General features: G+C 62.1%; 23 protein-coding genes, 3 pseudogenes and 1 riboswitch. Of the genes and pseudogenes, 16 read left to right on the top strand and 10 right to left on the bottom strand.

Features of this window, described 5'->3' with window-relative positions; translation table 11 throughout:
• Positions 1-136: 136 nt before the first annotated feature.
• Positions 137-1,114, bottom strand: a complete 978-nt coding sequence (locus V1286_RS04690) for a Bug family tripartite tricarboxylate transporter substrate binding protein (protein WP_334477892.1) — start codon at positions 1,112-1,114, stop codon at positions 137-139.
• A 194-nt stretch (positions 1,115-1,308) separates the two neighbouring features.
• Here V1286_RS04690 and V1286_RS04685 point away from each other — a divergent pair.
• Positions 1,309-2,914 (top strand): annotated as a pseudogene (locus V1286_RS04685) (winged helix-turn-helix domain-containing tetratricopeptide repeat protein).
• Positions 2,915-3,067: 153 nt separating this feature from the next.
• Positions 3,068-4,636 carry a DUF4403 family protein gene (locus V1286_RS04680; RefSeq protein WP_334477891.1) on the top strand — a complete coding sequence of 523 codons (1,569 nt, stop codon included), beginning with the start codon at positions 3,068-3,070 and terminating at the stop codon, positions 4,634-4,636.
• Positions 4,637-4,745: 109 nt separating this feature from the next.
• Here V1286_RS04680 and V1286_RS04675 read toward each other — a convergent pair whose 3' ends face one another.
• The 3 genes from V1286_RS04675 to V1286_RS04665 all read right to left on the bottom strand — a co-directional run bounded on the left by V1286_RS04675 (position 4,746) and on the right by V1286_RS04665 (position 6,207).
• The gene (locus tag V1286_RS04675; RefSeq protein WP_334477890.1) at positions 4,746-4,961 is read right to left on the bottom strand and encodes a dodecin family protein; all 216 of its coding nucleotides are present in this window, start codon (positions 4,959-4,961) and stop codon (positions 4,746-4,748) included.
• A 220-nt stretch (positions 4,962-5,181) separates the two neighbouring features.
• Positions 5,182-5,727 (bottom strand): PRC-barrel domain-containing protein, encoded by a 546-nt coding sequence (locus V1286_RS04670; protein WP_334477889.1) that lies wholly within the window; start codon positions 5,725-5,727, stop codon positions 5,182-5,184.
• A 102-nt stretch (positions 5,728-5,829) separates the two neighbouring features.
• Positions 5,830-6,207 (bottom strand): PRC-barrel domain-containing protein, encoded by a 378-nt coding sequence (locus V1286_RS04665; protein WP_334477888.1) that lies wholly within the window; start codon positions 6,205-6,207, stop codon positions 5,830-5,832.
• Between the two features lie 367 nt (positions 6,208-6,574).
• Here V1286_RS04665 and V1286_RS04660 point away from each other — a divergent pair.
• Together V1286_RS04660 and V1286_RS04655 are read left to right on the top strand one after the other, a co-directional pair.
• A pseudogene (locus tag V1286_RS04660) lies at positions 6,575-7,009 on the top strand (response regulator); the annotation flags it as partial.
• A gap of 2 nt (positions 7,010-7,011) precedes the next feature.
• Positions 7,012-7,914, top strand: a pseudogene (locus tag V1286_RS04655) (ATP-binding protein); the annotation flags it as partial.
• Positions 7,915-7,923: 9 nt separating this feature from the next.
• On the opposite strand, the gene V1286_RS04650 reads toward V1286_RS04655, so the two are convergent.
• Positions 7,924-8,118, bottom strand: coding sequence for a hypothetical protein (locus V1286_RS04650; protein WP_334477886.1), 195 nt, complete (start codon positions 8,116-8,118; stop codon positions 7,924-7,926).
• Between the two features lie 370 nt (positions 8,119-8,488).
• Between V1286_RS04650 and V1286_RS04645 the strand changes: the two genes are divergently transcribed.
• The 8 genes from V1286_RS04645 to V1286_RS04610 all read left to right on the top strand — a co-directional run bounded on the left by V1286_RS04645 (position 8,489) and on the right by V1286_RS04610 (position 15,703).
• The gene (locus tag V1286_RS04645) at positions 8,489-9,013 is read left to right on the top strand and encodes a transglycosylase SLT domain-containing protein (protein WP_334477884.1); all 525 of its coding nucleotides are present in this window, start codon (positions 8,489-8,491) and stop codon (positions 9,011-9,013) included.
• Positions 9,014-9,109: 96 nt separating this feature from the next.
• Positions 9,110-9,247, top strand: a riboswitch (TPP riboswitch).
• Positions 9,235-10,245, top strand: coding sequence for an FAD-dependent oxidoreductase (locus V1286_RS04640; RefSeq protein ID WP_334477883.1), 1,011 nt, complete (start codon positions 9,235-9,237; stop codon positions 10,243-10,245). (Overlaps the previous riboswitch by 13 nt.)
• Entirely contained in the window at positions 10,236-10,433 is a 198-nt protein-coding gene (thiS, locus tag V1286_RS04635; protein ID WP_334477882.1) for a sulfur carrier protein ThiS, read from the top strand. Before V1286_RS04640 ends, thiS begins: the two co-directional genes overlap by 10 nt.
• 187 nt (positions 10,434-10,620) lie before the next feature.
• Positions 10,621-11,403, top strand: a complete 783-nt coding sequence (locus V1286_RS04630; RefSeq protein WP_334477880.1) for a thiazole synthase — start codon at positions 10,621-10,623, stop codon at positions 11,401-11,403.
• Positions 11,390-11,998, top strand: coding sequence for a thiamine phosphate synthase (locus V1286_RS04625; protein WP_334477879.1), 609 nt, complete (start codon positions 11,390-11,392; stop codon positions 11,996-11,998). Before V1286_RS04630 ends, V1286_RS04625 begins: the two co-directional genes overlap by 14 nt.
• Before the next feature lie 135 nt (positions 11,999-12,133).
• Positions 12,134-14,032 (top strand): phosphomethylpyrimidine synthase ThiC, encoded by a 1,899-nt coding sequence (gene thiC / locus V1286_RS04620; RefSeq protein WP_334477878.1) that lies wholly within the window; start codon positions 12,134-12,136, stop codon positions 14,030-14,032.
• Positions 14,033-14,266: 234 nt separating this feature from the next.
• On the top strand, positions 14,267-14,848 hold the full coding sequence (locus V1286_RS04615) for a hypothetical protein (RefSeq protein WP_334477876.1): 582 nt from the start codon (positions 14,267-14,269) through the stop codon (positions 14,846-14,848).
• 303 nt (positions 14,849-15,151) lie between these two features.
• On the top strand, positions 15,152-15,703 hold the full coding sequence (locus V1286_RS04610; RefSeq protein ID WP_334477874.1) for a DUF2846 domain-containing protein: 552 nt from the start codon (positions 15,152-15,154) through the stop codon (positions 15,701-15,703).
• Positions 15,704-16,006: 303 nt separating this feature from the next.
• On the opposite strand, the gene V1286_RS04605 is transcribed toward V1286_RS04610, so the two are convergent.
• Both V1286_RS04605 and V1286_RS04600 read right to left on the bottom strand, forming a co-directional pair.
• Positions 16,007-16,759 (bottom strand): pYEATS domain-containing protein, encoded by a 753-nt coding sequence (locus V1286_RS04605; RefSeq protein ID WP_334477872.1) that lies wholly within the window; start codon positions 16,757-16,759, stop codon positions 16,007-16,009.
• Complete coding sequence (locus V1286_RS04600) at positions 16,756-17,454, bottom strand: hypothetical protein (RefSeq protein WP_334477870.1); 699 nt, start codon at positions 17,452-17,454, stop codon at positions 16,756-16,758. The genes V1286_RS04605 and V1286_RS04600 overlap by 4 nt, the downstream gene beginning before the upstream one ends.
• Positions 17,455-17,741: 287 nt before the next feature.
• On the opposite strand from V1286_RS04600, the gene V1286_RS04595 reads away from it, so the two are divergent.
• Entirely contained in the window at positions 17,742-18,131 is a 390-nt protein-coding gene (locus V1286_RS04595) for a nuclear transport factor 2 family protein (RefSeq protein WP_334477869.1), read from the top strand.
• A 299-nt stretch (positions 18,132-18,430) separates the two neighbouring features.
• Positions 18,431-18,715 (top strand): helix-turn-helix domain-containing protein, encoded by a 285-nt coding sequence (locus V1286_RS04590; RefSeq protein ID WP_108515631.1) that lies wholly within the window; start codon positions 18,431-18,433, stop codon positions 18,713-18,715.
• 908 nt (positions 18,716-19,623) lie between these two features.
• Here V1286_RS04590 and V1286_RS04585 read toward each other — a convergent pair.
• Together V1286_RS04585 and V1286_RS04580 are read right to left on the bottom strand one after the other, a co-directional pair.
• On the bottom strand, positions 19,624-20,883 hold the full coding sequence (locus V1286_RS04585) for an IS110 family RNA-guided transposase (protein ID WP_334477866.1): 1,260 nt from the start codon (positions 20,881-20,883) through the stop codon (positions 19,624-19,626).
• A 524-nt stretch (positions 20,884-21,407) separates the two neighbouring features.
• On the bottom strand, positions 21,408-21,617 hold the full coding sequence (locus V1286_RS04580; RefSeq protein WP_334477865.1) for a hypothetical protein: 210 nt from the start codon (positions 21,615-21,617) through the stop codon (positions 21,408-21,410).
• Between V1286_RS04580 and V1286_RS04575 the strand changes: the two genes are divergently transcribed.
• Positions 21,616-22,119, top strand: coding sequence for an SPFH domain-containing protein (locus V1286_RS04575; protein WP_334477864.1), 504 nt, complete (start codon positions 21,616-21,618; stop codon positions 22,117-22,119). The genes V1286_RS04580 and V1286_RS04575 overlap by 2 nt on opposite strands.
• 346 nt (positions 22,120-22,465) lie before the next feature.
• Positions 22,466-23,566 (top strand): alkene reductase, encoded by a 1,101-nt coding sequence (locus V1286_RS04570; RefSeq protein WP_334477863.1) that lies wholly within the window; start codon positions 22,466-22,468, stop codon positions 23,564-23,566.
• 100 nt (positions 23,567-23,666) lie between these two features.
• Here the strand turns inward: V1286_RS04570 and V1286_RS04565 are convergent, their stop codons facing one another.
• A complete protein-coding gene (locus tag V1286_RS04565) occupies positions 23,667-25,463 on the bottom strand; it encodes an ABC transporter substrate-binding protein (RefSeq protein WP_108515638.1) in 1,797 nt (598 codons plus the stop codon).
• Between the last annotated feature and the right edge of the window lie 39 nt (positions 25,464-25,502).

Below are 25,502 nucleotides of genomic sequence, written 5' to 3'. Positions count from 1 at the left end.
CTCTCAACGTTCAACTCGACGTAACCAAGCTTCCGGTATCGTGTCATCTGGAACACCTCCAACAAGGTTCGAAGCAGAGAAAATCGGAGTTCTGAAGCTTTCGGCCCGTTGGCGCGAGCAGCGGCGCAGATTATGCTCACTTCACGTCCTTGAGATCGATGAGCGCTGCAATTTCGGCGATTCGGGCGCGTTGCTGTTCGATCGCAGCGGCGAATTCCTCTGGTGTGCCGCCAAGCACAAGCTGTCCTGAAGCCTCAATCCGCGCACGTATCTCGGGGTCTCTAAGGACCTCCGCAATGTCGGCTGAAATCCTGTCGCGCAGCTTCGTTGGCATGCCGCGCCAGCCAAAGAACCCGGCAAGACCGTCGATCGACATCTCCGGATGGCCGGCCTCGGAGGCGATCGGCACATCGGGCAGCGTCGCGGCCCGGCGCGTGTTCGTAATTGCGATGACACGGGCTTTGCCGGACTGCACGGGCCCAATGGTCGCCTGCAGAGAAGTGATGAGCACCTGTATCCGGCCTTCGGCCAGATCGATTGGCGGGGCCGCCACGTCCCGATACGGGACGTATAGCATCTCAAGCTTCCGCCGCTTCAGAAACGCGGCAAAGATGAAGCGCGGCAGGCTGGGACCGGAACCCCATAGAATTTTTCCTGGCATGTCCTGCGCAACCCGCGCGAGATCGGCAAGGGAGTAAACGGGGAGATCGCGATGTACGGCCACGGCAATGACGGTGTTGGCTACGGGAGAAATGGAGACAAAATCGCGCGCGGGATCGAAAGGCACCTTCTCCTGGATCAGCGGGTTGACGGTGAGCGCGGAAGCGAACCCATAGAGCAACGTATGATCGTCGTTGGCGTTGGCAAACGCTCCTGTGCCCACACTCGCATCAGCACCTGCGCGGTTCTCGATGACGACCGGCTGGCCCCATCGCTGGCGAAGACCATCGCCGACGAGCCGCGCGACTGCATCCGGCGCCGAGCCGGTGCCAATCGGGACGATGATCCGTACGGGACGAACCGGCCAAGCTCCGTTCCCGTCGGCCGTAGATCCGGTGGTCACCGGCGCACCAGCAAGAATGATCGAGAATAGTGTCGCTCGCAGCAGCCGCATGATCACCTCCTTTGTCGCTCCCGGGGGGTTCATTGCGCCACCACCCTGAGAACAGCACTTCCACCCACGCGAGAGTGCCAGAACATTGGCCGACACGCTTTACGGTCGGCTTACATTTTCCTTACCGGCGGCCTATTCTTCGCTGCAACGACGCTGGAGCCCGATGATCTTAGGCCAGCGAAGGGAGTGGCAGCTTGCGTTACCTCTTCGAGGAGTTCGCATTCGATACTGACCGGCGCGAGTTGTATCGCGGGGCGGAGATCCTCTCCGTCGCGCCACAGGTATTCGACCTTCTCGATTACCTGATCCGCAACAGGGAGCGTGTCGTCAGCAAAGATGAACTGGTCAAGGCTATTTGGAACGGGCGTGCCGTGTCTGAGGTGGCAGTGACGACCCGCCTGAATGCCGCCCGGAGCACGATCGGCGATTCCGGCTCAGAACAGCGTCTTATCAAGACGCTGCCGCGCAAAGGCTTTCGTTTCGTCGGACGGGTGCTGGAAGCGCAGACGTCCGAATCCGCCGCATCAGCAAACGACAGGATAGAACCGTCCGAACCCGCTCCTGCACTGCCCGGTAACGCGCCAATCGCGATGAACTCACCGGAGCGCCTTTCCATCGTGGTGCTTCCGTTCATCAATCTCGGCGGTGGACCGGAACAGGATTATTTCGTCGATGGTATCACCGAGAGCCTCACCACGGACTTGTCGCGGATCGCCGGCTCATTCGTGATTGCTCGCAATACGGCCTTCACATTCAAAGCGAAAACTATCGATGTACGCAAGCTCGGTACTGAACTGAACGTTCGCTATGTCCTCGAGGGCTCCGCAACGTGGCGACAACCGGCTGCGGATAAATGTGCAACTTATAGACGTTGAAACCGGTAACCATCTTTGGGCCGAACGATTCGATAAAACCATCACTGATCTGTTCGACATGCAGGACGAAATCGTCTCCCGGCTCGCCAATACATTAAATGCCCAATTCATTGAAGCTGAGGCGCGACGAGCAGAACGTTCGCAGCATCCCGATGCGATGGACCTGTATTTCCAGGGCAGGGTTCATGTCAACAAAGGGATAACTCCCGAATATATGGCGCAAGCCTGCGGGTTCTTCGATCGTGCGCTGACGCTTGACCCCGGCAATATCGAGGCGATGGCGGGCTTGGCGCAGGCCAATATTGCGATCGGCGCTTCCTTTTTTACTGATGATCGAACCGGATACCTTGAGGCTGCCGAGCATGGCTTGATCAAGGTATTGAACATGGCTCCTCAGCATGCGCGGGCGCATATGTTGCTTGGGGTCGTACAAAACCTGACCAATCGCGCAGCTCAAGGCATTGCCGAATGCGAGCGGGCATTGGCGCTGGATCGAAACCTGGCCGACGCCCATGGAATGATCGGCTTGGCGAAGGTCTATATCGGCCGCAGCGAGGAAACCGAGGCTCACATCAACGAGGCACTGCGGCTCTCGCCGCGGGATACTTTCAGCTTTCGGTGGCTGTACTTCCGTGCTCTCGCCAAGCTGCAGCTTGGTGCCGATGGCGAAGGAATCACATGGCTACGTCGCAGCATCGAGACCAATCGCGGTTACCCTCTGGCTCATTTCCATCTCGCTGCCGCTCTCGCACTGACCGGTCAACTGGACCAGGCGCGGGCCGCCACGCAGGCAGGGCTGGCGCTCGAGCCGACCTTCACAGTCCGCCGCTTCCGTCTCAACGCATCGAGCGATAATCAAGTTTTTCTCGCTAGGCGCAGGCGCCTTTGCGAGGGCATGGGCATGGCCGGAGTGCCCGAACAATAATTCCTCGCGATTCATTGGCCGGCGAAGCGGTGTTGGGATTATCGTGCCGAGACGAAGTATGGCGTCTCTAAGGACATAAGCTCCTGCACTAGCGTACCTCCACCGTTCACTGTAAAATGCTTCGGGGCGATTCATTGGGGATCCGGGGGGACGATGCGTCTGCCGATGCATCTCAAGACGATTTTGATTGCGCTCGCGGTCGTCATCGTCTCGTTTGTGGCCAGCCTGAAGGTGATGGACTTCGTCGCGCCGCGCGCCACGAACCGGCCGCCGCCGCTCGCCGAGTTGCCGCCGCTGCCGCCGGCACCGCGCGCATCCACCGTGATGGCGCCGATTGCGGTGACGCTGTCGGCGATCCGCGACGCCGCCGATCGCGGCGCGCCGCGATCGTTCACCGGCAAAGCCGACAATCCGATATCGCAGATCCTGCAGAACGCCGATATCGGCTGGACCGCCTCGCGCGGGCCGATCGCAGCGACCGGCGCGCAGGACGTGCTGTCGCTGACGACGCCGCTAACCGGCACATTGAACGTAACCGGCTCGCTGTCGGCGAAGGCGACCGGTGCTGTTGGCGACGCGCTCGGCGGCCTGCTCGGCGGCAATGTCGCGAAACAAATCGGCAGCGTGAACATCAAGAACCTCAACGCCAGCGCCGAGATCAAGGGCAACGTCGTCATATCAGCGCGGCCGAAGATCGCCGCGAACTGGCGCATCGATCCAAATTTGGCGGCACAGGTCAATCTCGGCGACACCAGCCTCAGCGTGGCCGGCGCGCGCGTCAACGTGCCCGCGCAGGTGAAGCCGTTGATCGACAAAAATGTCGCCGAGCAGATCGCGCTGGTGCAGGCGCGCATGCGCAACGATCCGACCTTCGAACAGAACGCGCGCGTGCAGTGGGCCAAGGCCTGCCGCTCGATCCCGCTGCAGGGCACGACGGCCGGCTCGACGATGCCGACGCTGTGGCTGGAATTGCGCCCCACACGGGCGATCGCCGCGCAGCCGCGCATCGACGCTTCGAACCTTACGCTGACGCTCGGCATCGAGGCGGAGACCCGCATCACGCCGGGTGAGACCAAGCCGTCCTGCCCGTTCCCCGCTGAGATCGTCACCGTGCCGCCGACGCCGGGACGGGTCGCGATCGGCGTTCCCATCGACATGCCCTTCACCGATATCAACAGAATCGTGGAAGCGCAGTTCGCCGGAAAGACTTTTCCGGAAGATGGTTCCGGCTCGGTCGGCGTCACCGTCAAGCGCGCCAGCGTCGCGGCGTCGGGCAATCGCCTGCTGATTTCGCTGCTGGTGAGCGCCAAGGAAAAGAAGAGCTTCCTGGGGCTGGGCGGCGAGGCCAATGTGCATATCTGGGGAAGGCCGGTGCTCGATCACGCCGAGCAGACGCTGCGGCTGACCGATATCGAACTCGCCGTCGAGTCGGAAGCCGCCTTCGGGCTATTGGGCGCCGCGGCGCGCGCGGCCATCCCGCACCTGCAAAAGACGCTGGCGGAAAAGGCGACCGTCGACCTCAAGCCGTTCGCCGCCAACGCCCAGAAAAAGATTGCGGCCGTGATCGCCGATTTCCAGAAGAACGAGGAGGGCCTGCGGGTCTCGGCCGAGATCAGCAAGCTGCGCCTCGCCGACATCGCCTTCGATTCCAAAACGCTGCGCGTGATCGCGGAAGCCGAAGGCGCGATCAACGTCTACGTGAGCGCGCTGCCGGGGCTGTGATGAGATCTGTAGGGTGGGCAAAGCGAAGCGTGCCCAACGTTTTCTTTCTCATGAAGATGGTGGGCACGGCGCGTGCGCGCCTTTGCGCACCCTACGCTTCACGCCGCCGCTACGACCCCTCGAACTTGAACGAAAGGCTCAGCTTGGCACGGTAGGCTTCGACCTTGCCGCTGGCGTCCAGTTGCAGATCGAGCTTCATGACCTCGGCGACGCGCAGATCGCGCAGCGACTCTCCAGCGCGACTGACCGCGGTGGCGGCGGCCTTCTCCCAGGATTCCGTGCTGGTGCCGATCAGCTCGATGACCTTGTAGACGCTATCAGCCATGTCGTCCTCCCGTTGATGCAAGGGTCTATGCAAGGCAGGACGCAGGTGCTCCTGCCAGATACAACCTAACATCGGGACGCGCATCGTGAATAGGATGCGCTGCACCATTGCGAGCGTTTACGCCAGCATGCGCCCATAAAACACACGCCCATAAACACAATGGCCGGGCGGCTTACGCCGTCCGGCCATTTGTGAGAGTCATTGCTGCGCGACCGACACCTCACTCGGTCGAGTACTTGAACTCCGGCATCGACTTCAGCTGATCCTTGGTCGCGCTGAACACGGCATGGTCCGGATACCACGGATTCTTCTTGGGCGCGGCGGCAGGCGCGGGCGGAGCGGCACCCGTCGTCGTACCCGTGCCTGTCGTCCCAGGCCTTGCGCCACCGGTGGCAGGCGCGCCGGCCGTGCCGGTATAGGCAATCGGCTCATCGACGAACTTCACCTTGTCGATCGGTACCGCAACCAGATGCTCGCCGACCCCGAGGAACCCGCCGACGCCGATCACCACGGCTTTGATGTCGCCGCTCTTGTCGGCCAAAAGATCGTTGATCGACCCGAGGCTTTCGTTGCTGTCGTTGTACACATTCAGGCCGACCATCTTCGACGTACGCCAGTTGCCCTTGAACGACGAGGTATCGGACGCAGCCGCAGGCGCGGCGGTGGTGGCGCTGTCAGTCGTTGCCGAAGGACTTTGTTGCGCGAACGCGACACTTGCCAGCAGCGCGGAAGCCGCGAGGCCGGCAACGGCAGTTTTGGTTAACATATCGGTTCTCCTCATCTCCTCATTTCAGAAACGCTCTGGAAGAACCCGTCACTTCAACAAGTGTTCCACGCTTTTCGCACGGAAACGTGCGCCGCACTGCGGTCAGAAGCCGCCCCAATAAGGCGGCATGCCGTAATAGCGATGCAGCTCGGCTTCCTTTGCGCGATCGCCCCAGTCGAAATCCTTGTCGGCACGGAACGACGGCGCGCGCTTCAGCTCTTCATCGTCGATGTCGAGTTCATAGGCTTCGAACTTCATGTTGTAGCGAAGCCGTCCCCACGGCAACGGAATCAGATTGGCGCCGATGCCGAGAAAGCCGCCGAAACTCAGGATTGCATAGGATACTTTACCGGTGACCTTGTCGATCATCAGCCGTTCGATATGGCCGATCATGTCCCCGTTCGGCCGGCGCACCGCGGTCCCCTCGACACGGTCGCTCGCGATCAACTGATGCGGCATGGCCATGACGTCGATTGCCATCGCACCCTCCACAAATGAACAGGTGAATCAACGCCGCAGCAACCGCGCGGTTCCAGCCGCAAAAAAGGACAACCATCCTTCCCTGTCGGAAAGGATGGTTGCAAGGTACGGAGCTGCGCGGGGAAAATCAGCTCTGATAGTCGATCAGCAGCGCCGAGAACGACGCGCTGCTGCTGCTCGAAGTGCCGGTCGCGCCGTAGCTCGTCGACGCCGAAGCCGACAGCGATTCCTGCAGCGATTGCAGGAACTGCTTGAGAATGTCGTCGATCGAAGTCGTGCTCGACGAGGAGGAGTCGTCGCTGGAGGACGCGCCATCCGCAGGCAGCGGACCGCCGGGAGGGGGACCGCCGGCGCCGCCGGGACCGCCAACGCCTGCAACGTCACGACTGCAGCCGACGGCCGCGAGATGGCCCGCGCCATGACCGACCGCAGGGTCGATCTCCTGATCCTCGACGTCATGCTGCCCGGCGAGGACGGCCTCACCCTCTGCCGCAAGGTGCGCGCGCAATCGCAGACCCCGATCATCATGCTGACCGCGCGCGGCGAGGACATCGATCGCATCCTCGGCCTCGAAATGGGCGCCGACGACTATCTGGCAAAACCGTTCAACCCGCGCGAATTGCTGGCCCGGATCAACGCGGTGCTGCGCCGGCAGGCCGCCGCCTACACCGCCAGCGCCACTGAGGGCGCGACCGTGCTGGCGTTTGCCGGCTGGCGGATCGATGTCCAGCTGCGCGAATTGCGCAATCCCGAGGGCGCGCACGTGGCGATGACCAGCGCCGAGTTCGACCTGCTCCGAACATGCCGGATCGGCCGCGGCCGCCGTTTCTCGGCGGCCCCTGGATGATGACGCTGCTGTTTGCCGTCATCAGCGTCACTTTGCTTGGCCTGTGGGCGGCGCGGGCGTTGACCGCGCCGTTGTCGTCATTCGCAAAGGCCGCCGAGAACTTCAGCCTCAACAGCGCCGCGGCGCCGCTGCCCGAACGCGGGCCGGAGGAAATCCGCTCGGTCGCGCGCGCGCTCAATCGCATGCGCCAGCGCATCACCGGCCTGATCGACGACCGCACAAAAATGCTCGCCGCGATCAGCCACGATCTGCGCACGCCGATTACGAGAATGCGTCTGCGCTCCGAGTTCATCGAGGACGAGACCCATCGCAGCCGCATGCTCGACGATCTCGACCAGATGCGCTCGATGCTTGAGTCCGTGCTGTCGTTCCTGCGCAACGGCCGCAGGTTAGAGGCCATGACGCTGGCCGACATCGCCAGCACGCTGCAGCTCATCACCGACCAGTTCGCCGACATAGGCCGCAAGGTCGCCTATGACGGCCCCGCGCATGCCATGGCCACGGTGCGGCCCGACGACCTGCACCGCGCCGTCACCAATCTGGTGGAGAATGCCGTGAGATTCGGCGCCGAAGCGGTGATCCGCCTTCGCGTCTCGGCGGATCAACTCACCATCGACGTCGAAGACGACGGCCCCGGCATTTCGGATGCGCAAAAGCAGAATGTGCTGGAGCCGTTCGTGCGCGGCGACGAGGCCCGCAATATGGACGAAGCGGCGGGCTTCGGCCTTGGTCTATCGATCACCAACGCCATCGCAACGGCGCATGGCGGCACGCTGTCGCTGCACGACCGGCAGCCGCATGGACTGGTGGTTCGGATGCGATTGCCGATTCACCAGAACAGCGGCCGCGCTGCGGCCTAGATCATTGCTTCAGGCTGCGAGCGCGTCGGGATCCGCTTCCTCGTAGATTGCGATCGCCTCGAAGCGATAGTCGCAGGCGCGGCAGAACCAGAGGAAGGATGTGCGGCCCGGACTGCTCTCGACCCAATCGGGTCTTGCGATCGGCTTGCCGCACTGGGCGCAGGGATTGCCGTGAGGCAGATAGCTGGTATCGAGTCGAGCCATGACGCATCTCCCTTTTGACGTCTTGCTTTCGACGTCTTGCTGACGACGTTTTGCTTAATCGATGATTGGTTATGTCTTTGAATGAGACAGGATTGCTGTCGAAATTGAACATTCTGGCGGCAACGCTTGTACGCTTTCATCGATTCATTTGCACGACAATCATGCGCGTCCGCATGACGCAGATTCACGTAACAGAAGCGATGCATCGCACTGACAATTTCGGCGTCACGATCGCCCGGGTCCGTTAACGCGTGCGCCAGCTACGGACATCCCGCCGCGATATCGTCGGTTTTTCGCCACATCTGTGCCCGGTAATGGAACTACCGAAAAGCCGATCGTTAACGCGCCCTCTCCGCCGAGATTTGTTTTCATGAAAAGTTTGCCGAAATTTGCGCTCGCCAGCATGGCGGCGCTGCTGATGTCACCTGATGCGATGGCGCAGAGCCGCGCGCAGTATGAGAGCATGGTCGCAAGCCATGCGCGAGCAAACAACGTGCCGGAAGCGCTGGTGCACCGGGTGATCGTGCGCGAGAGCAAGTATCATCCAAGCCTCGTCGGGCGCGGCGGCACCATCGGGCTGATGCAGATCAAGCTGCCGACCGCGCGCGGCCTCGGCTACACCGGCGACGCCGCGGGCCTGCGCGATCCCGACACCAATCTCGCCTGGGGCATCAAATATCTGGCCGGCGCCTACCGCGCCGCCAACGGCGATCACAGCCGAGCCGTGCGTTATTATGCGGGCGGCTATTACTACGCTGCAAAGCGCCAGCGGCTCGAGCAGCCGAAGCTCACCGCGCCGGTGCTCGCGAGTGGTGCGCCGCCGAAAATCGTCGCCAAGCCCGTCGAAACGGCGAAAACGCCCGCTGAGGCGAACGCAATGCAGACCTCCCAGTAGCGCGGTTTTGGGCCCGGCTGCGCCGCGTCCGGGGCACGGCAGCGGTGCAGTTCCCGCAAAGCCGCGTTGACACCTCCGCCCAACTGCCTACATTAGCCCTGTTCCGAGGGGTGCTCCGATGAGGAGCTGAGATACCGCAAGCTTGGGCAGCTCTACTGAGGCGCCCAGGACCGCGGTGACCCTTTGAACCTGATCCGGGTCATGCCGGCGAAGGGACAGGGATGTACCAGAAGTCAGATCCGCGGGGGGATTCTCCCGTTTCCATCATCGGCGCGGGCATTGCTGGCGCATGGCAGGCGCTGCTGTTCGCCCAAGCCGGCCATGCCGTCACCTTGTATGAGCGCAGTGACGCCGATATGACGCTTTCCACCAGCCACTGGGCCGGCGGCATGCTGGCCCCCTGGTGCGAGGCCGAGACCTCCGAGCCCGTGATCGGCCGGCTCGGCATCCGCTCGCTCGATCTGTGGCGCGAGCATTTTCCCAATACCCCCTTCAACGGTTCGCTGGTCGTGGCGCATGCGCGCGACCGCGCCGATTTCGAACGGTTTGCGAAGCTGACCACCGGCCATGTCAGGCTCGACGCGGGCGGTTTACGCGACCTCGAACCGTCGCTGGACGGCCGTTTCCGCGACGGCCTGTTCTATGCCGGCGAGGGCCATGTCGAGCCGCGCCGCGTGCTGCCCGAACTGCATGCCCGCATCGAAGCCGCCGGCGGCATCATCAAGTTCGACTGCGATGCCGATGCCGACGACCTCGACGGCATCGTGATCGACTGCCGCGGGCTGTCGGCGCGCGACGAGCAGCCCGAGCTGCGCGGCGTCAAGGGCGAGATGATCATCATTGAGACAAGCGAGGTCGAACTGTCGCGCCCTGTGCGGCTGATCCATCCGCGCTGGCCGCTCTACGTGATCCCGCGGGGCGACAACAAGTTCATGCTGGGCGCGACCTCGATCGAGGCCGAGGACACCGGCGTCAGCGTGCGCTCGGCGCTGGAGCTGCTAGGCGCCGCCTATGCGGTGCATCCGGCCTTCGCCGAAGCGCGCATCGTCGAGTTCGGCTCGGGCCTTCGTCCGGCCTACCCGGATAATCTGCCGCGCATCACGGTCGACAAGAAGATCGCGGTGAACGGGCTCTATCGCCACGGCTTCCTGCTGGCCCCTGCGCTCGCCGAGCTGACGCTCGGCTATGTCCAGCGCGGCGCGATCGACAATGAGGTGATGCGATGCGTGTGACCGTCAACGGCGAAGAAAGGGAGATCGCTTCTTCCCGCGTCGACGCCCTGCTTAACGAGCTCGAATATGAGGGCACGCATTTCGCGATCGCGCTGAATTACGACGTGCTGCCGAAAAGCCGCTGGGCCGAGACGACGCTCAAGAGCGGTGACGAGATCGAGATCATCACGCCTCGGCAGGGAGGGTGAGGATGGGCGCGCGCTCCCTCCTTCTTAACCTCGCCCCGCTTGCGGCGAGAGGTCGGATCGCGTTTACGATCCGGGTGAGGGGGTACAGGTCCATCAATAGATCACAATCGCGGAGAGAGCCCCTCACCCCAACCCTCTCCCCGCAAGCGCGGGGCGAGGGAGCAAACCGGAATCGCGGAGACGCGCAATGCTGAACTTCTACGGCAAAACCTTCTCCTCCCGCCTCCTGATCGGCAGCGCGCTCTACCCCTCGCCGGCGATCATGCAGGACGCGATCCGCGCGTCGGGGGCCAACATCGTCACCGTGTCGCTGCGGCGCGAGGCCGCTGGCGGCAAGACGGGCGACGCGTTCTGGTCGCTGATCCGCGAGCTTGATGTCACGGTCCTGCCGAACACCGCCGGCTGCCGCAGCGTGCGCGAGGCGGTGACCACGGCAAAACTGGCGCGTGAATTGTTCTCCACGCCCTGGATCAAGCTGGAGGTGATTGCCGACAACGACACGCTGCAGCCCGACGTGGTTGGCCTGGTCGAAGCCGCCGCCATCCTGATCAAGGACGGTTTTGAAGTATTCCCCTACTGCACCGAAGACCTTTCGGTCGCGATGCGGTTGGTCGATGCGGGGTGCAAGGTCGTGATGCCCTGGGCCGCGCCAATAGGAAGTGCAAAAGGCGTCACCAACCGCGACGCGTTGAAACTGATGCGCGAGCGCCTGCCCGACATCACGCTGGTGGTCGACGCCGGCCTCGGCGCACCGTCGCATGCGGCTCACGCCCTCGAACTCGGCTACGACGCCGTGCTGCTCAATACCGCGATCGCAAAAGCCGCCGATCCCGTTGCGATGGCCACCGCCTTCCGCCTCGGCGTGGAAGCCGGCCGCACCGCCTACGAAGCCGGCCTGATGGAAGCCCGCGACTTCGCCTCGCCCTCAACCCCTGTGATCGGGACACCGTTCTGGCATGCCGTATCCTGATAAATTCTATCCCGTGGTTCACAACGTCGCCTGGGTGACGCGGCTGGCGCTGCTCGGCGCCGGCACCATTCAGTTGCGCGCCAAGGACCTCAATGAATCCCAGGCGCTGCAGATCGTGACCGACGCGCTCGACGCCATCAAGGGCACCGAGGCCAAGCTCGTGGTCAACGACTACTGGCGCGCGGCGATCGTCGCCGGCGCAAAGCATCTGCATCTCGGCCAGGAAGATCTCGCGGACGCCGACCTCAGCGAAATCCGCAAAGCCGGACTGACGCTCGGCATCTCCACCCATGACGACGAAGAGCTGGCGATCGCGCTGGCAGCGAAGCCGGACTATATCGCGCTCGGCCCGATTTTCCCGACCACGCTGAAATCCATGCGCTTCGCGCCGCAAGGCATTCCAAAGATCACCGAGTGGAAGAAGCGCATCGGCGACATCCCGCTGGTCGCGATCGGCGGCATCAAGTTCGAGCAATCAGCCGAAATTTTTGCGGCCGGCGCCGACTCGATCGCCGTCGTCAGCGATGTCACCCAGCACGCCGACCCCGATGCAAGGGTGCGGCAATGGCTCGGCCAGAGCGCGGAGGCCGCGTGAAAGATTACGAAACCACCACCAGCGTCATTCCGGGGCGCGCGCAGCGCGAACCCGGAATCTCGCGCCACAACGTCGAGATTCCGGATCGGTCCTTCGGACCGTCCGGAATGACAACAAGATAAAGGAGGATACAGTATGAACATCCGCTCCAATCCCGACACCACCCTACCCGCCGTCACCACCGGGCCCCTTCCCTCGTCCCGCAAAATCTTCGCCACCCCGGACGCCGCGCCCGACCTGCGCGTGCCTCTGCGTGAGATCATTTTGAGCGAAGGCGCCGGCGAGCCGAACCTTCCCGTGTACGACACCTCCGGCCCCTACACCGACCCGACTGTGACCATCGACGTCAACGCCGGCCTGTCGCGCAATCGCCTCGCCTGGGTCAAGGAGCGCGGCGGCGTCGAGGAATATCAGGGCCGCGAGATCAAGCCGGAGGATAACGGCAATGTCGGCGCATCGCACGCCGCAAAGGCCTTCACCGCGCACCACAAGCCGCTGCGCGGCCTCGACGGCCACAAGATCACCCAGCTCGAATTCGCCCGCGCCGGCATCATCACGAAAGAGATGATCTACGTCGCCGAGCGCGAAAACCTTGGCCGCAAGCAACAGCTCGAACGCGCCGAGGCAGCGTTGGCCGACGGCGAAAGCTTTGGCGCCGAAGTCCCCGCCTTCATCACGCCGGAGTTCGTCCGCAGCGAGATCGCGCGCGGCCGCGCCATCATCCCCTGCAACATCAACCACGCCGAACTCGAGCCGATGATCATCGGCCGCAATTTCCTGACCAAGATCAACGCCAATATCGGCAACTCCGCCGTCACCTCGTCGGTGGAAGAGGAAGTCGACAAGATGGTGTGGGCGATCCGCTGGGGCGCCGACACCGTGATGGACCTCTCCACCGGCCGCAACATCCACACCACGCGCGAATGGATTCTGCGCAACGCGCCGATCCCGATCGGCACCGTGCCGATCTACCAGGCGCTGGAGAAGTGCGAAGGCGATCCGGTAAAACTGACCTGGGAGCTCTACAAGGACACGCTGATCGAGCAGTGCGAACAGGGCGTCGACTACTTTACCATCCACGCGGGCGTGCGCCTGCCCTACATCCACCTCACCGCCAACCGGGTCACCGGCATCGTCTCGCGCGGCGGCTCGATCATGGCGAAGTGGTGCCTGGCGCATCACAAGGAGAGCTTCCTCTACACGCATTTCGACGAGATCTGCGACCTCATGCGCAAGTATGACGTCTCGTTCTCGCTCGGCGACGGCCTGCGTCCCGGCTCGATCGCCGACGCCAACGACCGCGCGCAGTTCGCCGAACTGGAGACGCTCGGCGAGTTGACGAAGATCGCGTGGGAAAAAGGCTGCCAAGTGATGATCGAAGGCCCCGGCCATGTGCCGATGCACAAGATCAAGATCAACATGGACAAGCAGCTCAAGGAGTGCGGCGAAGCCCCGTTCTACACGCTTGGACCGCTGACGACGGACATCGCGCCGGGTTACGACCACATCACCTCAGGCATCGGTGCCGCCATGATCGGCTGGTTCGGCTGCGCCATGCTCTGCTACGTCACGCCGAAGGAGCATCTCGGCCTCCCCGACCGCAACGACGTCAAGGTCGGCGTCATCACCTACAAGATCGCCGCCCACGCCTCAGATCTCGCCAAGGGCCACCCCGCTGCGCAACTGCGCGACGACGCGCTCTCACGTGCGAGGTTCGACTTCCGATGGACCGACCAGTTCAACCTCGGCCTCGACCCGGACACCGCAAAGAGCTTCCACGACGAGACGCTACCGAAGGAAGCCCACAAGGTCGCCCACTTCTGCTCGATGTGCGGGCCGAAGTTCTGTTCGATGAAGATCACCCAGGACGTGCGGGACTATGCGGCGACGCTGAACGATCCGGCGAGTGTGGGGATGTCGGTGAGCGGGACCATCGAGGATGGCATGGCCAAGATGAGCCAGAAGTTCAAGGAGATGGGTGGGCAGGTGTACCTGGATGCGGAGAAGGTGAAGGAGAGTAATCGGGTGTTGTGAGGCACCGCTCCCTCCTCGTCATGCTCGGGCTTGACTCGGGCATCCATCCGATAGTGAAGGCCGGGCGAAGGCCCGGCTTTCCGCTGCCTTAAGCCCTCGCGTCCGTGAACGCCGTCGTTCTAGCTGTTGCAACGCAACTGGGTAAAAACTAATCATTGAGCAACTAAAAGCTGCGGGCTCTTGCCTTCTCACACAAAATGGTCCCTGCCCTCGGCTCAACGCGAGCGACGACTTATGCGGTTTGAAATCCTCCCCGGCCTACCGCCGTATGGTCCGGTAGCCATATCCTTCAGTATCCATGGCGATCGCGAGCATCGTGAAGGGTTGGTTGTCCGCTTCTACCCGAAAGTATCGGAGTCGTGGGTAGGCAACTTCTTTGGGGACAGCATAGCTTGCAATGCGGTCTTGGATCACCCGAACGGAACTGACGTCATCGTCGTCGCGGGAGGCGAGGCCAGCGTTGTCGACCTGGAGAATCGCTCTGTTCGCGACAGTTTGGGTGGGGACATCGAGGAGGTTATTTCCCTTCCCTCGCTTGGGTCCGTCATATTTCGCGGATTCACCGACTTCACGGCTGTCAGAGCAGACAATTCCGGATGGCGCAGCCCGCGAATTTCATGGGACGGTTTTCGCAATATCGACGTGCGCCACACGGAGCTTTTTGGTGAAGCGTACACGCCGGTCAGCGACGCCTGGGCGCCGTTCAGACTCGACCTTTTGACAGGACACTGCACTGACGGGATTTATGAGAAAGAAATGGCCAGGGCGGTCCGTGTTTCGGGAGGCAAGGAATCCAAGACTGATCCATCAAGCTAGTCTTGAATTGGCGAATTGATAGCATCCGTGCGTGTAAGCAAGCGTCGCCCGGGTAAGCGCAGCGACATCCGGCGTTCAAGTCTGCCCAATCCGATGATGCTGATCGAGATCGAGCGTGTCACGGCGCTGAAAGCCGCAGGACAGCGGGCACGTCGCTAATCTGGATTAGCCGCTCTTTCCTTCAAACAACTGCAAGGCGTGTAAGTCCGCTCACCGATTACCTTGACTTGCAGGCACCGCTCGCGCAAATACCGGCCGTAGAGCCGCACTCCCCGTGCGGTTTCTCGGGGACGAGGGGCGTTTGTGAAATTTCTCAATGTTGCGTCGGCTTTATCCGCGCGTTTGCTTGCTGTCGGCCTGGCGCTCCATTTCCTCACCGCCTGTTCGTCAATTCACAATCAAACAGTTGCGGCAGGCGGACTTTTTGTCCCGGTCCCGCCCAAGGCCGGCTACGCAACGGTGTATATTGGGCGCCCGTACACCTTCCACACGAGCGTATTCGCGCTTCCCATTCAAGTCGACGACAAGCCGCTGATGTCGCTCCCGCCCGGGCAGTATACGGCTGTCGAGCTGGCGCCCGGTCCGCACAGCGTCGGCTCGCCCAATGAGGCATGGACCCGGGCGATATCGGGGGTACCTCATCCCGCGAAGTTCGCGGTCGAGGCCGGCAAGGTTTACTATCTGCTGCCGAAGGGCTGGGCCGAAGACGCCGGTTACTCGTATACGATGGTGGGCTCCGTCGTCGTACCGCAGAAAACTGCCGTTGGGCACAGCACCTTCTCCGTTCAGGCCGCCGCCGCGAGCGCTGCGCCGCCGTCGGAATTCGACAGACTGAACTACACGAAGGCACCTTAGTGTAGGACGGATGAGCGACTTGTCCGCCGTAGCTCTAAGGAGCGTAGGCGGAAGCGATATCCGAGTTCAAATCACCCCCGCGTATCACTACGTTCATGCGGGCTACGGCCGTGAGCTTCCCCCCTCCTCCGATCAAGGAAGGACAATGCCGGCCAATAGACACAGTGAAGGCGCACTACGACGCGCTGGTGCGACGTGGCCTCAGCGCTGCGCTCAATGTTATCGCCGATGCGGCGATCTGGAATTTCCGACCCGCTGGCGATCTCGTTTGCGGGTCGGTGCAGCAAGCGTGGTCCGGAGAAGTCAGCGAACAATATCGGTGATGGAGCGCGCAATACTTTGTGCTTCCAGTTCGGAAGGCTGGCTGCCAGATATCCGGATCGCCTTGGTTTCCCTAAACTGGTCCGGCACATCGGTCTCCGATCGCAAGATCGGGATAATCGGCGTGCCGGTCTGCTGCGCCAGCCCCAGTTCGTAGCCTGTAAAACTGTGACTCAGCGGGGCAAATTCCTCCTTGGGAAGCAGAAACACGGCCGCATCGCTCAGCCTGATTTTTTCTGAGGCCCAGTCCCTGAGATTTTGACCAATTGGGATATCAACATCAACAAATACATCTATATTGTGCTCGCGCTTGAGCTCCTCCACCAACGCGCCCGCCAGTCGGGCATCCGAGCTCGTATAGGACAGGAATACCTTGGGCTGACGAGAGCCGATTGCCACAGCCTCCGACGAACCACCTTCTACCTCACCGGCAGAAGATCGGCCCTTTCTCGGCGCCCTCTGCTTGAAGCTAAGCCAGTGACGAAGGGTAACCTTCTCCCCATTCTTCAAGCGAACTTCTGCCTGAATCTCGAATTCGCCCCATCCGCTGCTCTTCAGGCGGAAGGCGGTCGATCGATTGCCCACGCGCACCTCAGGCGGCGAGAAGCTGGGATGAAGTTTCCAGACAACCTCCTCGACACCGTTGAGTTCTTCCGCGGATGCATCGAGCCAGACGGACCAACGCCAATGCGTCGGGTTCGTCTGTTTCGCGTCCTGTACAATCCGTATCGTCATTGCACGCTCGCGAGTTCAACGTGAACCCATTGCGGAGATTCCAGGGAAGTCCATTTTGGATTATTCCCTTCCAGGAGTTTGACCTCGATGGATTGGTCAGTCTTGACTCCTTGGACAATCAGAAAAACGCCGCCAGGCTTGCGTGCCGGCCTCGCTTTCGTCCACTCGCTCGGCACTCCTCCATTAGGTGGGACCAATCTATATTCACATCGCGCGTTTTCGCTGGATGCGAAGGTCGCGGCCTCCTGGGGCAGAAGCCGAATCTCAAGGGAGCGCCCGGCTTCTGCTCGCCAATAGCCGAGCGTCTCGGAAAGGCGAATAAATGCTTCGGGCGCGGCCGGCCGATTGAGATTGATACGTTCATGCTGCGCAAACGCGCCATTCGTCTGAACGCCATCCTCAACAATGGCGATGGCCAGTTGATTTCTTGCCCGCGCCGACGCGTACTCGTCAGACACCCACTGCGTCGGCAACCAAGTGTCCTGCTGCCCTTGAATCTGCAACTCCCGTGTGAAGAGCGCGACAAGGGCATCGCATTGTCGAATGCGTGCCTGGACTTCCTGCGACAAGCCCTGGCCACCAAGGATCTCGCCCGTCACGGGCACCAACCCATGGCTACGAATGACTCGGTCAACATCTCTGACCAGTCGATCGTTTTCAGGCCGAAATGAAAAAGCGAGAAAGATCCTGTTCACGTCAAATCTCGAACACGTTTGACGAAGGAAAATAATACAATATTTCTACCTAAGAGCGATCTCATGATGTTTTGGTTTTCCCGAGTGGTCAAGCCCCTTTCCGCCCTTTGGGTACTTTTCATCGCCCTTTCCTGCTTTCACTGAGAACCCTAGGGTGAGCAAAGCGACAGCAAGCGTGACTTGGATGAGCGTAGCAACATCCGGGTACAAGTCGCCGCCGCATATCGTTACGCTCATGCAGGCTACGGCCCTGAGCTTCCCCCACCTCCTCCGACCAAGGAAAGACAATGCCGGCCATCGATGCAGTGAAGGCGCATTATGACGCGCTGGCTCGGCGCGATCTGAATGCTGCGCTTGACGTCATCGGCGATGACGCGATTTGGGAATTCACCGGCCCGCCAGAAATCCCGTTCGCGGGACGATGGATTGGCCGCGGCGGCGCCCGGGAGTTCTTCGAGCGGATAAGCTCAACAGTCGAGGTGAAGGAATTCAAGGTGGCGTGCATGATCGCCGATGGCGATACGGTCGCCGTATTCGGCAGCGAGCGCTTCCTGGTGAAGTGCAACGGCAAGGAATGGGCGGTTGACTGGGTGCAGGTTCACGAGGTGCGGGACGGCCGGATCGTCAGGTTTCGGGAATACACCGACACTGCCGCGATCGCGGAGGCCTATGCCTGAGAGCGCCGAGCGTAGGGTGGGCAAAGCGACAGCGTGCCCACCATCATGAGCGCGACGTGAGTTGGTGGGCACGGCGCTTCGCGCCTTTGCCTACCCTACAGTCTGCGTCGCGCTGATACGTCCATCTGCCTGCTGTTGAGCATATACCTCCGGGTGTGACAACGCGCCGTCAAAATCTTTACGTGCTGATTAACCTTTCGTTAACCAAACGCGCCCACCCTCTGTCTACGGCTTGGGGGCCGTTGATTCCTGATGCTTCAGCTCCGCGTTTCGGAGCTAGCGTTGATCGGGAGGTGTTGATGCCCCGGGACTACCTTGGCGACCTGTACCTTGGCGCGGACTGTGTTCTCGTGCCCGAGATTCCGCTGTCGGATTCTCAAGGCCTTTCACCCCACCAGATCGTGCCGATGCTGATCGGCTCCACGGTCGAGGCGATCGAGCGCGAGCTCGTGCTGCAGACGCTGGCGCGCTGCCACGGCAATCGCACCCACGCAGCCCGCGTGCTCGGACTTTCGGTGCGCACGATGCGGAACAAGATCCGGCAGTATGCGACTGACGGCGTCGACATTCCCGCGCACAGCTAGGTCGGGCAGAGCGTAGGCTGGGCAAAGCGGACTTGTCTCGCCGTCGCTCGAAGAGCGAAGGCGGAAGCGTGCCCACCATCACGAGCACAGCGTGAGTCGGTGGGCACGGCGCTAACGCGCCTTTGCCCACCCTGCGCTCTGCGGACTGATTTGCCTCTCGCGCAAGGGCAATCTCGCTCAAGTGCCTGCGACAAAGCAACACGACGGGCAAATCACCTAAAACCTGTCCAGCCCCTCGCGCAAAAATATTGCGCTTAACACGCAGGCCAAATCAACCGCATAACTCCGCCCGTCTCACGGCAGATGAGGGGCGCTTCGCGATCGTCACGAACGTGCAGTGAGATGCGATGGACGCGAGAGGCGCGCAAGACGTAGGCGCCCGACGCGTACGGCGAAGTCGTGTGGTCCGGACGCCGCGGTGCTGGCGTTAAGTTCTCGAGAAACAAGCTTCTTGGGGGCGACGGTGGCAAGAAAGCCGTTCACCGGGGAGAGCACGAAGTAAGCCGTAAAGCCATTGCGCAGGGAAGGCCGGGATGCTCCGCCTGTACCTGTATGCTCGTGTGCGCGTTCCTTGTGCGCAATTGCACATGAGACCGCGGGTGCAGCGTGCACCCGGTCTTCCCTGCGCCCTCTGATTTCGAGGAGGGGCAAAAGAAATTCAAACCTCGGGCGCAATGCGCCGCGAGATCGCGAAGGTATGTTATTCGTAGGACCTCCTAGGGCTTGGTCAAGGGGCTTTCGTTCTTTGGGTGACAAGCGTAGCGCCGTGCTCGCCGCCGTCCAGGACGCTTCGCGCCGGCTACGCCGGTGCCGATGGCATCCTGGACAGCGGCTGTGCGCGGCGCTGTTGGGTTCGGCAGGTCGGGACGAAGGAATGGTCGCAAGCGGCCGAACAAAGGAATGAGGCTTTACGGCGTGGCGACGGTCTGAGCACTCCTCTGGTCTGCCTCATACAGGGTCCGGTGGGTGAGCGTCGCGCACAGGGCGGAAAGCAAGCGATCAGCCACACCACGCAAAGCACGCGCATGGCCATGGCCGCGCTGCCGCAAGGCGTCGTAGCGTCGCCGAGCGGCTGCGTCGCGCTGGATGGCGACGCGTGACCAGTGATGGACCGCAGTCTGCAGCCGCTTGTTGCAGGCGAGGCGCCGGATCACGAAGCGTTGCTTGCCGCTTTGCCGTGTTACCGGAGCAACCCCTGCCAGAGCACGCAAGGCGTGATAATCTCGTGCCTGCAGCGGTTGCGCTGCTTCGGTGAGCAGTGTGGCGAGAACAATCCTGCCGATTCCCGGCCAGGAGCGCAGGATTGCCACGTCACACTGCTCATGGCTCTGCCCCGACGAGTTCTCCTCATCCTGTGCTGCGAGGCTGTCGCAAAGGCCGTCCAGGGCGGCGCCGGCTTCCTTGATCTGCTGATTGATCAGGTGCATGCGCGCCACAAGACTGCGGATATGGACGCACGCGGCCTCCCTGGTACCTGGTGCGACGAACAAGGCCGCCTTGCGCAAGGTCTGCAGCACGGTGGTGGCGTCGAGACGGCGGATGCGATGCTCCTTGAGGATGCGCGCAATCGCCTTCTCCGATACCTTGGCGGCCGCAGCGGGGGTCGGCACCTTCTGCCACAGCGCCAGGAACCAATCATCTGCGACATCGTCGGTCAGTTCGGCCGCTTGCGGATAATAACGCCATAGCTGCTGGCGCAGGCGATTGGCCAGACGCGTCCGTTCCTGCAGCAGTTCATCCATAAGGCGCGACCACTCGCGCAGTTCGATCACCGTCGGATCGTCGGTGGCAAGCTGCCGGAAGGCTTTCCGATCGGTGCGCAACGAGTCGCCGAGGACAAGAGCGTCACGGCTGTCATCCTTGGCGCCTGCGACCGTGAAGCGATCACGGAAGCGATCGAGTTGCTTGGGATTGATGGCAAAGACCGTAAACCCGTGCTCGAGCAGCATCTCCACCACGGGACCGTGCGGCATCTCGATCGCGACGGCGATCCGCCCCGGCGCGGCCTTGGTCTTCTCAAGCAGCCAGTCTCGCAGCTCCGTCAAGCCGGCTCCGCCATGGACGAACTCCCGCTCGCCCACGCGTCTTCCTTCGGCATCCAACAGGCAAACGCGATGGTTCTGCGTTGCCCAGTCGATCCCGACAAACCAATGCACATCCTCGACCATTGCTCGACCTCCTCGCTTGCGAAGCGGGCCACTGCGATCCCGATCGATCCCTGTACTGGCGCTCTTGGCGCAAACCTCCTAGTGGATCTCGATCGCAGCCGCTCCACCGGGGCGCGGGTCCTACGCAGGTGCTCATGGCACAGATGGGTCAGGCGGCTCCCGGCGGATCGGCCCGTGCGACCAGTCTACATCTCCAGACTAGTGCCGAACGCTCAAAAGGGTACAGGATGGGTAGAGCGTAGCGAAACCCATCATCACGCGCACCGACGTTGATGGGTATCGCTTCGCTCCACCCATCCTACGGGCTATGGATTGCTTCCACCTTCGCCAACGCTTCGGAGGGACAAGTCGCGCCGCCCGCAATAACGGGGAGAAAGTTTGTAGCCCGGACTGCCATGGCGGGGATGCCAATGAACACCTCGGCCGGAGACCGCCCGCCCTGCAAAAGCCTTGGGCAAAGGAGAACAATCGGGCGTCACAATGACTCTATTAAAAATGCAAACGGCCTGATGGCGCCGATTTTTTTACCCGTTCTGGTTGAAATGCGGATGACTTAATTTCGACGTACGAAAAGCCAAGACAATGACTAATATCGCGGTGTTGCCGACGAGATAAAAAACATGGCAGGGGAACGTGGGTGAACTTCTGGGGTCAATAGCATTCTCCTTGATCGTCATCGCCGTGATCGCCGGCGCGTGGGCCTGGATTTCGACGCTGTTCAGGAAGGGGGCCATGGCGCTGCTCGGCTTCGACCGGGTCTGTGTGCAACAGTTTGAAACCGTCCTGCTCTACCGGAACGGCCGTTTTGAAAAGGCGCTGCCGCCCGGCCGGCACCGGATCCGCGCCGGCAGCCGCCAACTGGCGCGGATTGACCGACGCCCCGAGGTGTTTCGATTTGCGCAAGGCGCCGTTTCCGCGGACCGGATTGCGATCAACCTCGTCTATGTCGTCCGGGCGCAAATCGTCGATCCCAGGGCAGCTTTCGAAAGCACGCAAAACTACCGGGACGAGGTATCGATCCGGCTACAATCGGTGGTGAAGGCGGTGTGCAGCCGAAAACCCCGCCTCGAAATTCAATTGGACCACCAGAGCTTCAGCAACAGCGCGCAGAAGGCCGCCAGCCAGGTGCTCCGCGCCATCGGCTGTGAATGCCTGACATTCGAACTGCTGCAGGTCGATTCCGCAGGCCCCATCGCGGAATTGGACCACAGGCGAATGGGATTTGCAGCGGAATAGCTTGTGGCGCGCCGGCAGGCGTGGCGGTGAAAAAAATTCGCGGCAATGTGATCGCGCCCCGCCTCATCGATTCCCCGATCGACCGTGGTGCCGGCCCGGCGGCTCGATCATGCGCCGACAGCGCCGTTCGACCACCAGGGCGCGGGCATGGAGGCAGCCCGCGCTGTGCGGTTCGTGGTTTCGAGTGAATCCTGCTACGCTATGCGCATACGCCGTTTCCCGGCGCTGGCCGCACGGCTAGGATCGGGCGCAGCTCGTCTGCGCAAGCCGAATGGCTTCCGGGATTGTGAGAATTGCCCGCAATGCCCAACTGTTCCCTATCATCATCCACCCGGACATATCAGACATGAGCCAGACCAGACTGTTCGAGCCCTTCAAGCTTGGCCCGATCACGCTGCCGAACCGCCTCGCAATGGCGCCGCTGACCCGCAACCGCGCGGTGCCGCCCGGCATGGTGCCGAGCCCGCTGGCGATCGACTATTACGGGCAGCGCGCCTCCGCAGGCCTCCTGATCACCGAAGCCAGCCAGGTTTCGCAGCAGGGCCAGGGCTATCAGGATACGCCCGGTATCTACTCGAAGGAGCAGGTCGCAGGTTGGCGCAAGGTCACCGACCGCGTGCACGAAAAGGGCGGGCGCATCTTCATCCAAGTCTGGCATGTCGGCCGCATCTCGCACACGACGCTGCAGCCCGGCGGCGGCAAGCCGGTGGCGCCGTCGGCGATCCGCGCCAAGGGCAAGACGTTTGTGAACGGCACCTTCACCGATATCTCCGAGCCGCGCGCGCTGGAGCTGTCGGAGATTCCAGGGATCATCGAGGATTTCAAGCGCGGCACCGAGAATGCGCTGGCGGCCGGTTTCGACGGCGTCGAAATTCATGGGGCCAACGGCTATCTGCTGGATCAGTTCGCGAAAGACGGCACCAACAAGCGCACCGATGCCTATGGCGGATCGATCGAGAACCGTGCGAAGCTGATGCTGGAAGTTTCCAAGGTGGTGGCGGCCGTCGCCGGCCCCGAGCGCACCGGCATCCGCATCTCGCCGGTGACGCCCTCCAACGACGTCTCCGATAGCAATCCGCAGCCGCTGTTCGATTATATCGTGGACGGCCTCAACGCCCTGAAGCTGACCTATATCCACGTCATCGAAGGCGCCACCGGCGGCCCGCGCGATATCGCGCCGTTCGACTATGCAAGCTTGCGCAAGCGCTTTGGCGGCGCCTATATCGCCAACAACGGCTATGATTTCGATCTCGCGACCAAGGTGCTTGAGGCCGACGCGGCCGACCTGATCGCATTCGGCAAGCCGTTCATCTCGAACCCCGATCTGGTCGAGCGCCTGAAGAAGGGCGCCCCGCTGAACCCGTTCGACAAGGCGACGTTCTACGGCGGCGGCGCCAAGGGGTATACGGACTACCCGACGCTCGGGGCTGCGCAGGCGGCGGAGTGATCTCCTCCCTCTCCCCGCAGGCGGGGCGAGGTAAGAAAGAAAAAAGGCCGGGATCGCTCCCGGCCCTTCGCCTGTTTGCATCACTCGTAACGTGCGAAGCTTACTTCGCCTCGGCCCGCTTCGGAGGCGTTGCCGGCCACGACTTCACCAGCGTGTCGTAGTCGACGGTTTCGCCCTTCGGCTTTTCGTTCGCCAACTTGCGCTGGGGAGCGATGTTGCCGTCCTTTTCGGACTTGGCGAACCAGAACTCGGCCGTCTCCTTCTTGTTCAGCTTCGGCCCGCACTCCTTCTGCACGCCGGACTTCTCAAGACGCTCGAGCACCGAGTCCTGGGCTGCGGCCAGCGCATCCATCGCCGCCTGCGGGGTCTTCGCACCGGACGACGCATCGCCGATGTTCTGCCACCACAATTGCGCGAGCTTCGGATAGTCAGGCACGTTGTTGCCGGTCGGGGTCCACTGCACGCGCGCGGGCGAGCGGTAGAACTCGATCAGGCCGCCGAGCTTGGGCGCACGCTCGGTGAACGACTTATCCCAGATGTCGGATTCACGAACAAAGGTGAGACCGACATGGCTCTTCTTCAAGCTGACAGTCTTGGAGTTGATGAACTGCAGATAGAGCCAGGCCGCCTTGCGGCGATCGGGCGGGGTCGACTTCAGGAGCGTCGAGGAGCCGGCGTCCTGGTAGCCGAGCTTCATGCCCTCTTTCCAGTACGAGCCGTGCGGCGACGGCGCCATGCGCCACTTCGGCGTGCCGTCCGCATTCACGACCGGGATACCGGGCTTCACCATGTCGGCGGTGAAGGCGGTGTACCAGAAGATCTGCTGCGCGATCGCACCTTGTGCCGGCACCGGTCCCGACTCGGAGAAGGTCATGCCCAGCGCCTGCGGCGGGGCATACTTCTTCATCCAGTCGAGATATTTGACGATCGAATAGACCGCCGCCGGGCCGTTGGTGTCGCCGCCGCGCTCGACGGACGAACCGACGGGACGGCAGCCTTCCATGCGGATGCCCCATTCGTCGACCGGCTTGCCGTTCGGGATGCCCTTGTCGCCGTTGCCGGCCATCGACAGCCAGGCGTCGGTGAAACGCCAGCCGAGCGAGGGATCCTTCTTGCCGTAGTCCATGTGGCCATAGACCTTGACGCCGTTGATCTCCTTGATGTCGTTGGTGAAGAACTCGGCGATGTCTTCATAGGCCGACCAGTTCACGGGAACGCCGAGCTCGTAACCGTACTTGGCCTTGAACTTGGCCTTGTAGTCCGGATTGGAGAACCAGTCGTAGCGGAACCAATAGAGGTTCGCGAACTGCTGGTCGGGAAGCTGATAGAGCTTGCCGTCCGGGCCAGTGGTGAAGGATTTTCCGATGAAGTCGTTGACGTCGAGCTGCGGGTTGGTGACGTCCTTGCCTTCGCCGGTCATGTAATCCGACAGGATCACGGTCTGGCCGTAGCGGAAGTGCGTTCCGATCAGGTCGCTATCGTTGATCCAGCCGTCATAGACGTTCTTGCCGGACTGCATCTGGGTCTGCAGCTTTTCGACCACGTCGCCTTCCTGGATCAGGTCGTGCTTGACCTTGATGCCGGTAATCTCGGTGAAGGCCTTCGCCAGCGTCCGCGATTCGTATTCATGCGTCGTGATCGTTTCCGAGACGACGTTGATTTCCATGCCCTTGAAGGGTGCGGCGGCCTTTTCGAACCACTGCAGCTCCTTCAACTGGTCGGCCTTCGACAGCGTCGAGGGCTGGAATTCGCTGTCGATCCACCTTTGATTGACGGCGTCGTCCGCACGAGCGGGTGCGGCGATGGTGACGGAAGCCGCGATCAGCGCAGCCGCGCTGGTCATCGTCAGAAAGCTCTCCTTGGTCAACGGACCGTTTCTTCCTCTCAAGCGTCGCATGTTGGATCCTCCGGTTGCAGCGACAAACACAAACTCAGG

This window comes from Bradyrhizobium algeriense (assembly GCF_036924595.1).
Classification (GTDB): domain Bacteria; phylum Pseudomonadota; class Alphaproteobacteria; order Rhizobiales; family Xanthobacteraceae; genus Bradyrhizobium; species Bradyrhizobium algeriense.
This window is presented reverse-complemented; position numbering and strand designations above follow the sequence as displayed.

Bases quoted from the DNA above. Each gene is read 5' to 3' on its own strand.
- V1286_RS04595 (WP_334477869.1), top strand. From the start codon at position 17,742: ATGCCGGCCATCGATGCAGTGAAGGCGCATTATGACGCGCTGGCTCGG.
- V1286_RS04690 (WP_334477892.1), bottom strand. From the start codon at position 1,114: ATGCGGCTGCTGCGAGCGACACTATTCTCGATCATTCTTGCTGGTGCG.
- thiS (WP_334477882.1), top strand. From the start codon at position 10,236: ATGCGTGTGACCGTCAACGGCGAAGAAAGGGAGATCGCTTCTTCCCGC.
- thiC (WP_334477878.1), top strand. From the start codon at position 12,134: ATGAACATCCGCTCCAATCCCGACACCACCCTACCCGCCGTCACCACC.
- V1286_RS04675 (WP_334477890.1), bottom strand. From the start codon at position 4,961: ATGGCTGATAGCGTCTACAAGGTCATCGAGCTGATCGGCACCAGCACG.
- V1286_RS04605 (WP_334477872.1), bottom strand. From the start codon at position 16,759: ATGACGATACGGATTGTACAGGACGCGAAACAGACGAACCCGACGCAT.
- V1286_RS04680 (WP_334477891.1), top strand. From the start codon at position 3,068: ATGCGTCTGCCGATGCATCTCAAGACGATTTTGATTGCGCTCGCGGTC.
- V1286_RS04570 (WP_334477863.1), top strand. From the start codon at position 22,466: ATGAGCCAGACCAGACTGTTCGAGCCCTTCAAGCTTGGCCCGATCACG.
- V1286_RS04580 (WP_334477865.1), bottom strand. From the start codon at position 21,617: ATGGCCCCCTTCCTGAACAGCGTCGAAATCCAGGCCCACGCGCCGGCG.
- V1286_RS04670 (WP_334477889.1), bottom strand. From the start codon at position 5,727: ATGTTAACCAAAACTGCCGTTGCCGGCCTCGCGGCTTCCGCGCTGCTG.
- V1286_RS04585 (WP_334477866.1), bottom strand. From the start codon at position 20,883: ATGGTCGAGGATGTGCATTGGTTTGTCGGGATCGACTGGGCAACGCAG.
- V1286_RS04575 (WP_334477864.1), top strand. From the start codon at position 21,616: ATGGCGCTGCTCGGCTTCGACCGGGTCTGTGTGCAACAGTTTGAAACC.
- V1286_RS04645 (WP_334477884.1), top strand. From the start codon at position 8,489: ATGAAAAGTTTGCCGAAATTTGCGCTCGCCAGCATGGCGGCGCTGCTG.
- V1286_RS04615 (WP_334477876.1), top strand. From the start codon at position 14,267: ATGCGGTTTGAAATCCTCCCCGGCCTACCGCCGTATGGTCCGGTAGCC.
- V1286_RS04650 (WP_334477886.1), bottom strand. From the start codon at position 8,118: ATGGCTCGACTCGATACCAGCTATCTGCCTCACGGCAATCCCTGCGCC.
- V1286_RS04630 (WP_334477880.1), top strand. From the start codon at position 10,621: ATGCTGAACTTCTACGGCAAAACCTTCTCCTCCCGCCTCCTGATCGGC.
- V1286_RS04665 (WP_334477888.1), bottom strand. From the start codon at position 6,207: ATGGCAATCGACGTCATGGCCATGCCGCATCAGTTGATCGCGAGCGAC.
- V1286_RS04565 (WP_108515638.1), bottom strand. From the start codon at position 25,463: ATGCGACGCTTGAGAGGAAGAAACGGTCCGTTGACCAAGGAGAGCTTT.
- V1286_RS04640 (WP_334477883.1), top strand. From the start codon at position 9,235: ATGTACCAGAAGTCAGATCCGCGGGGGGATTCTCCCGTTTCCATCATC.
- V1286_RS04625 (WP_334477879.1), top strand. From the start codon at position 11,390: ATGCCGTATCCTGATAAATTCTATCCCGTGGTTCACAACGTCGCCTGG.
- V1286_RS04590 (WP_108515631.1), top strand. From the start codon at position 18,431: ATGCCCCGGGACTACCTTGGCGACCTGTACCTTGGCGCGGACTGTGTT.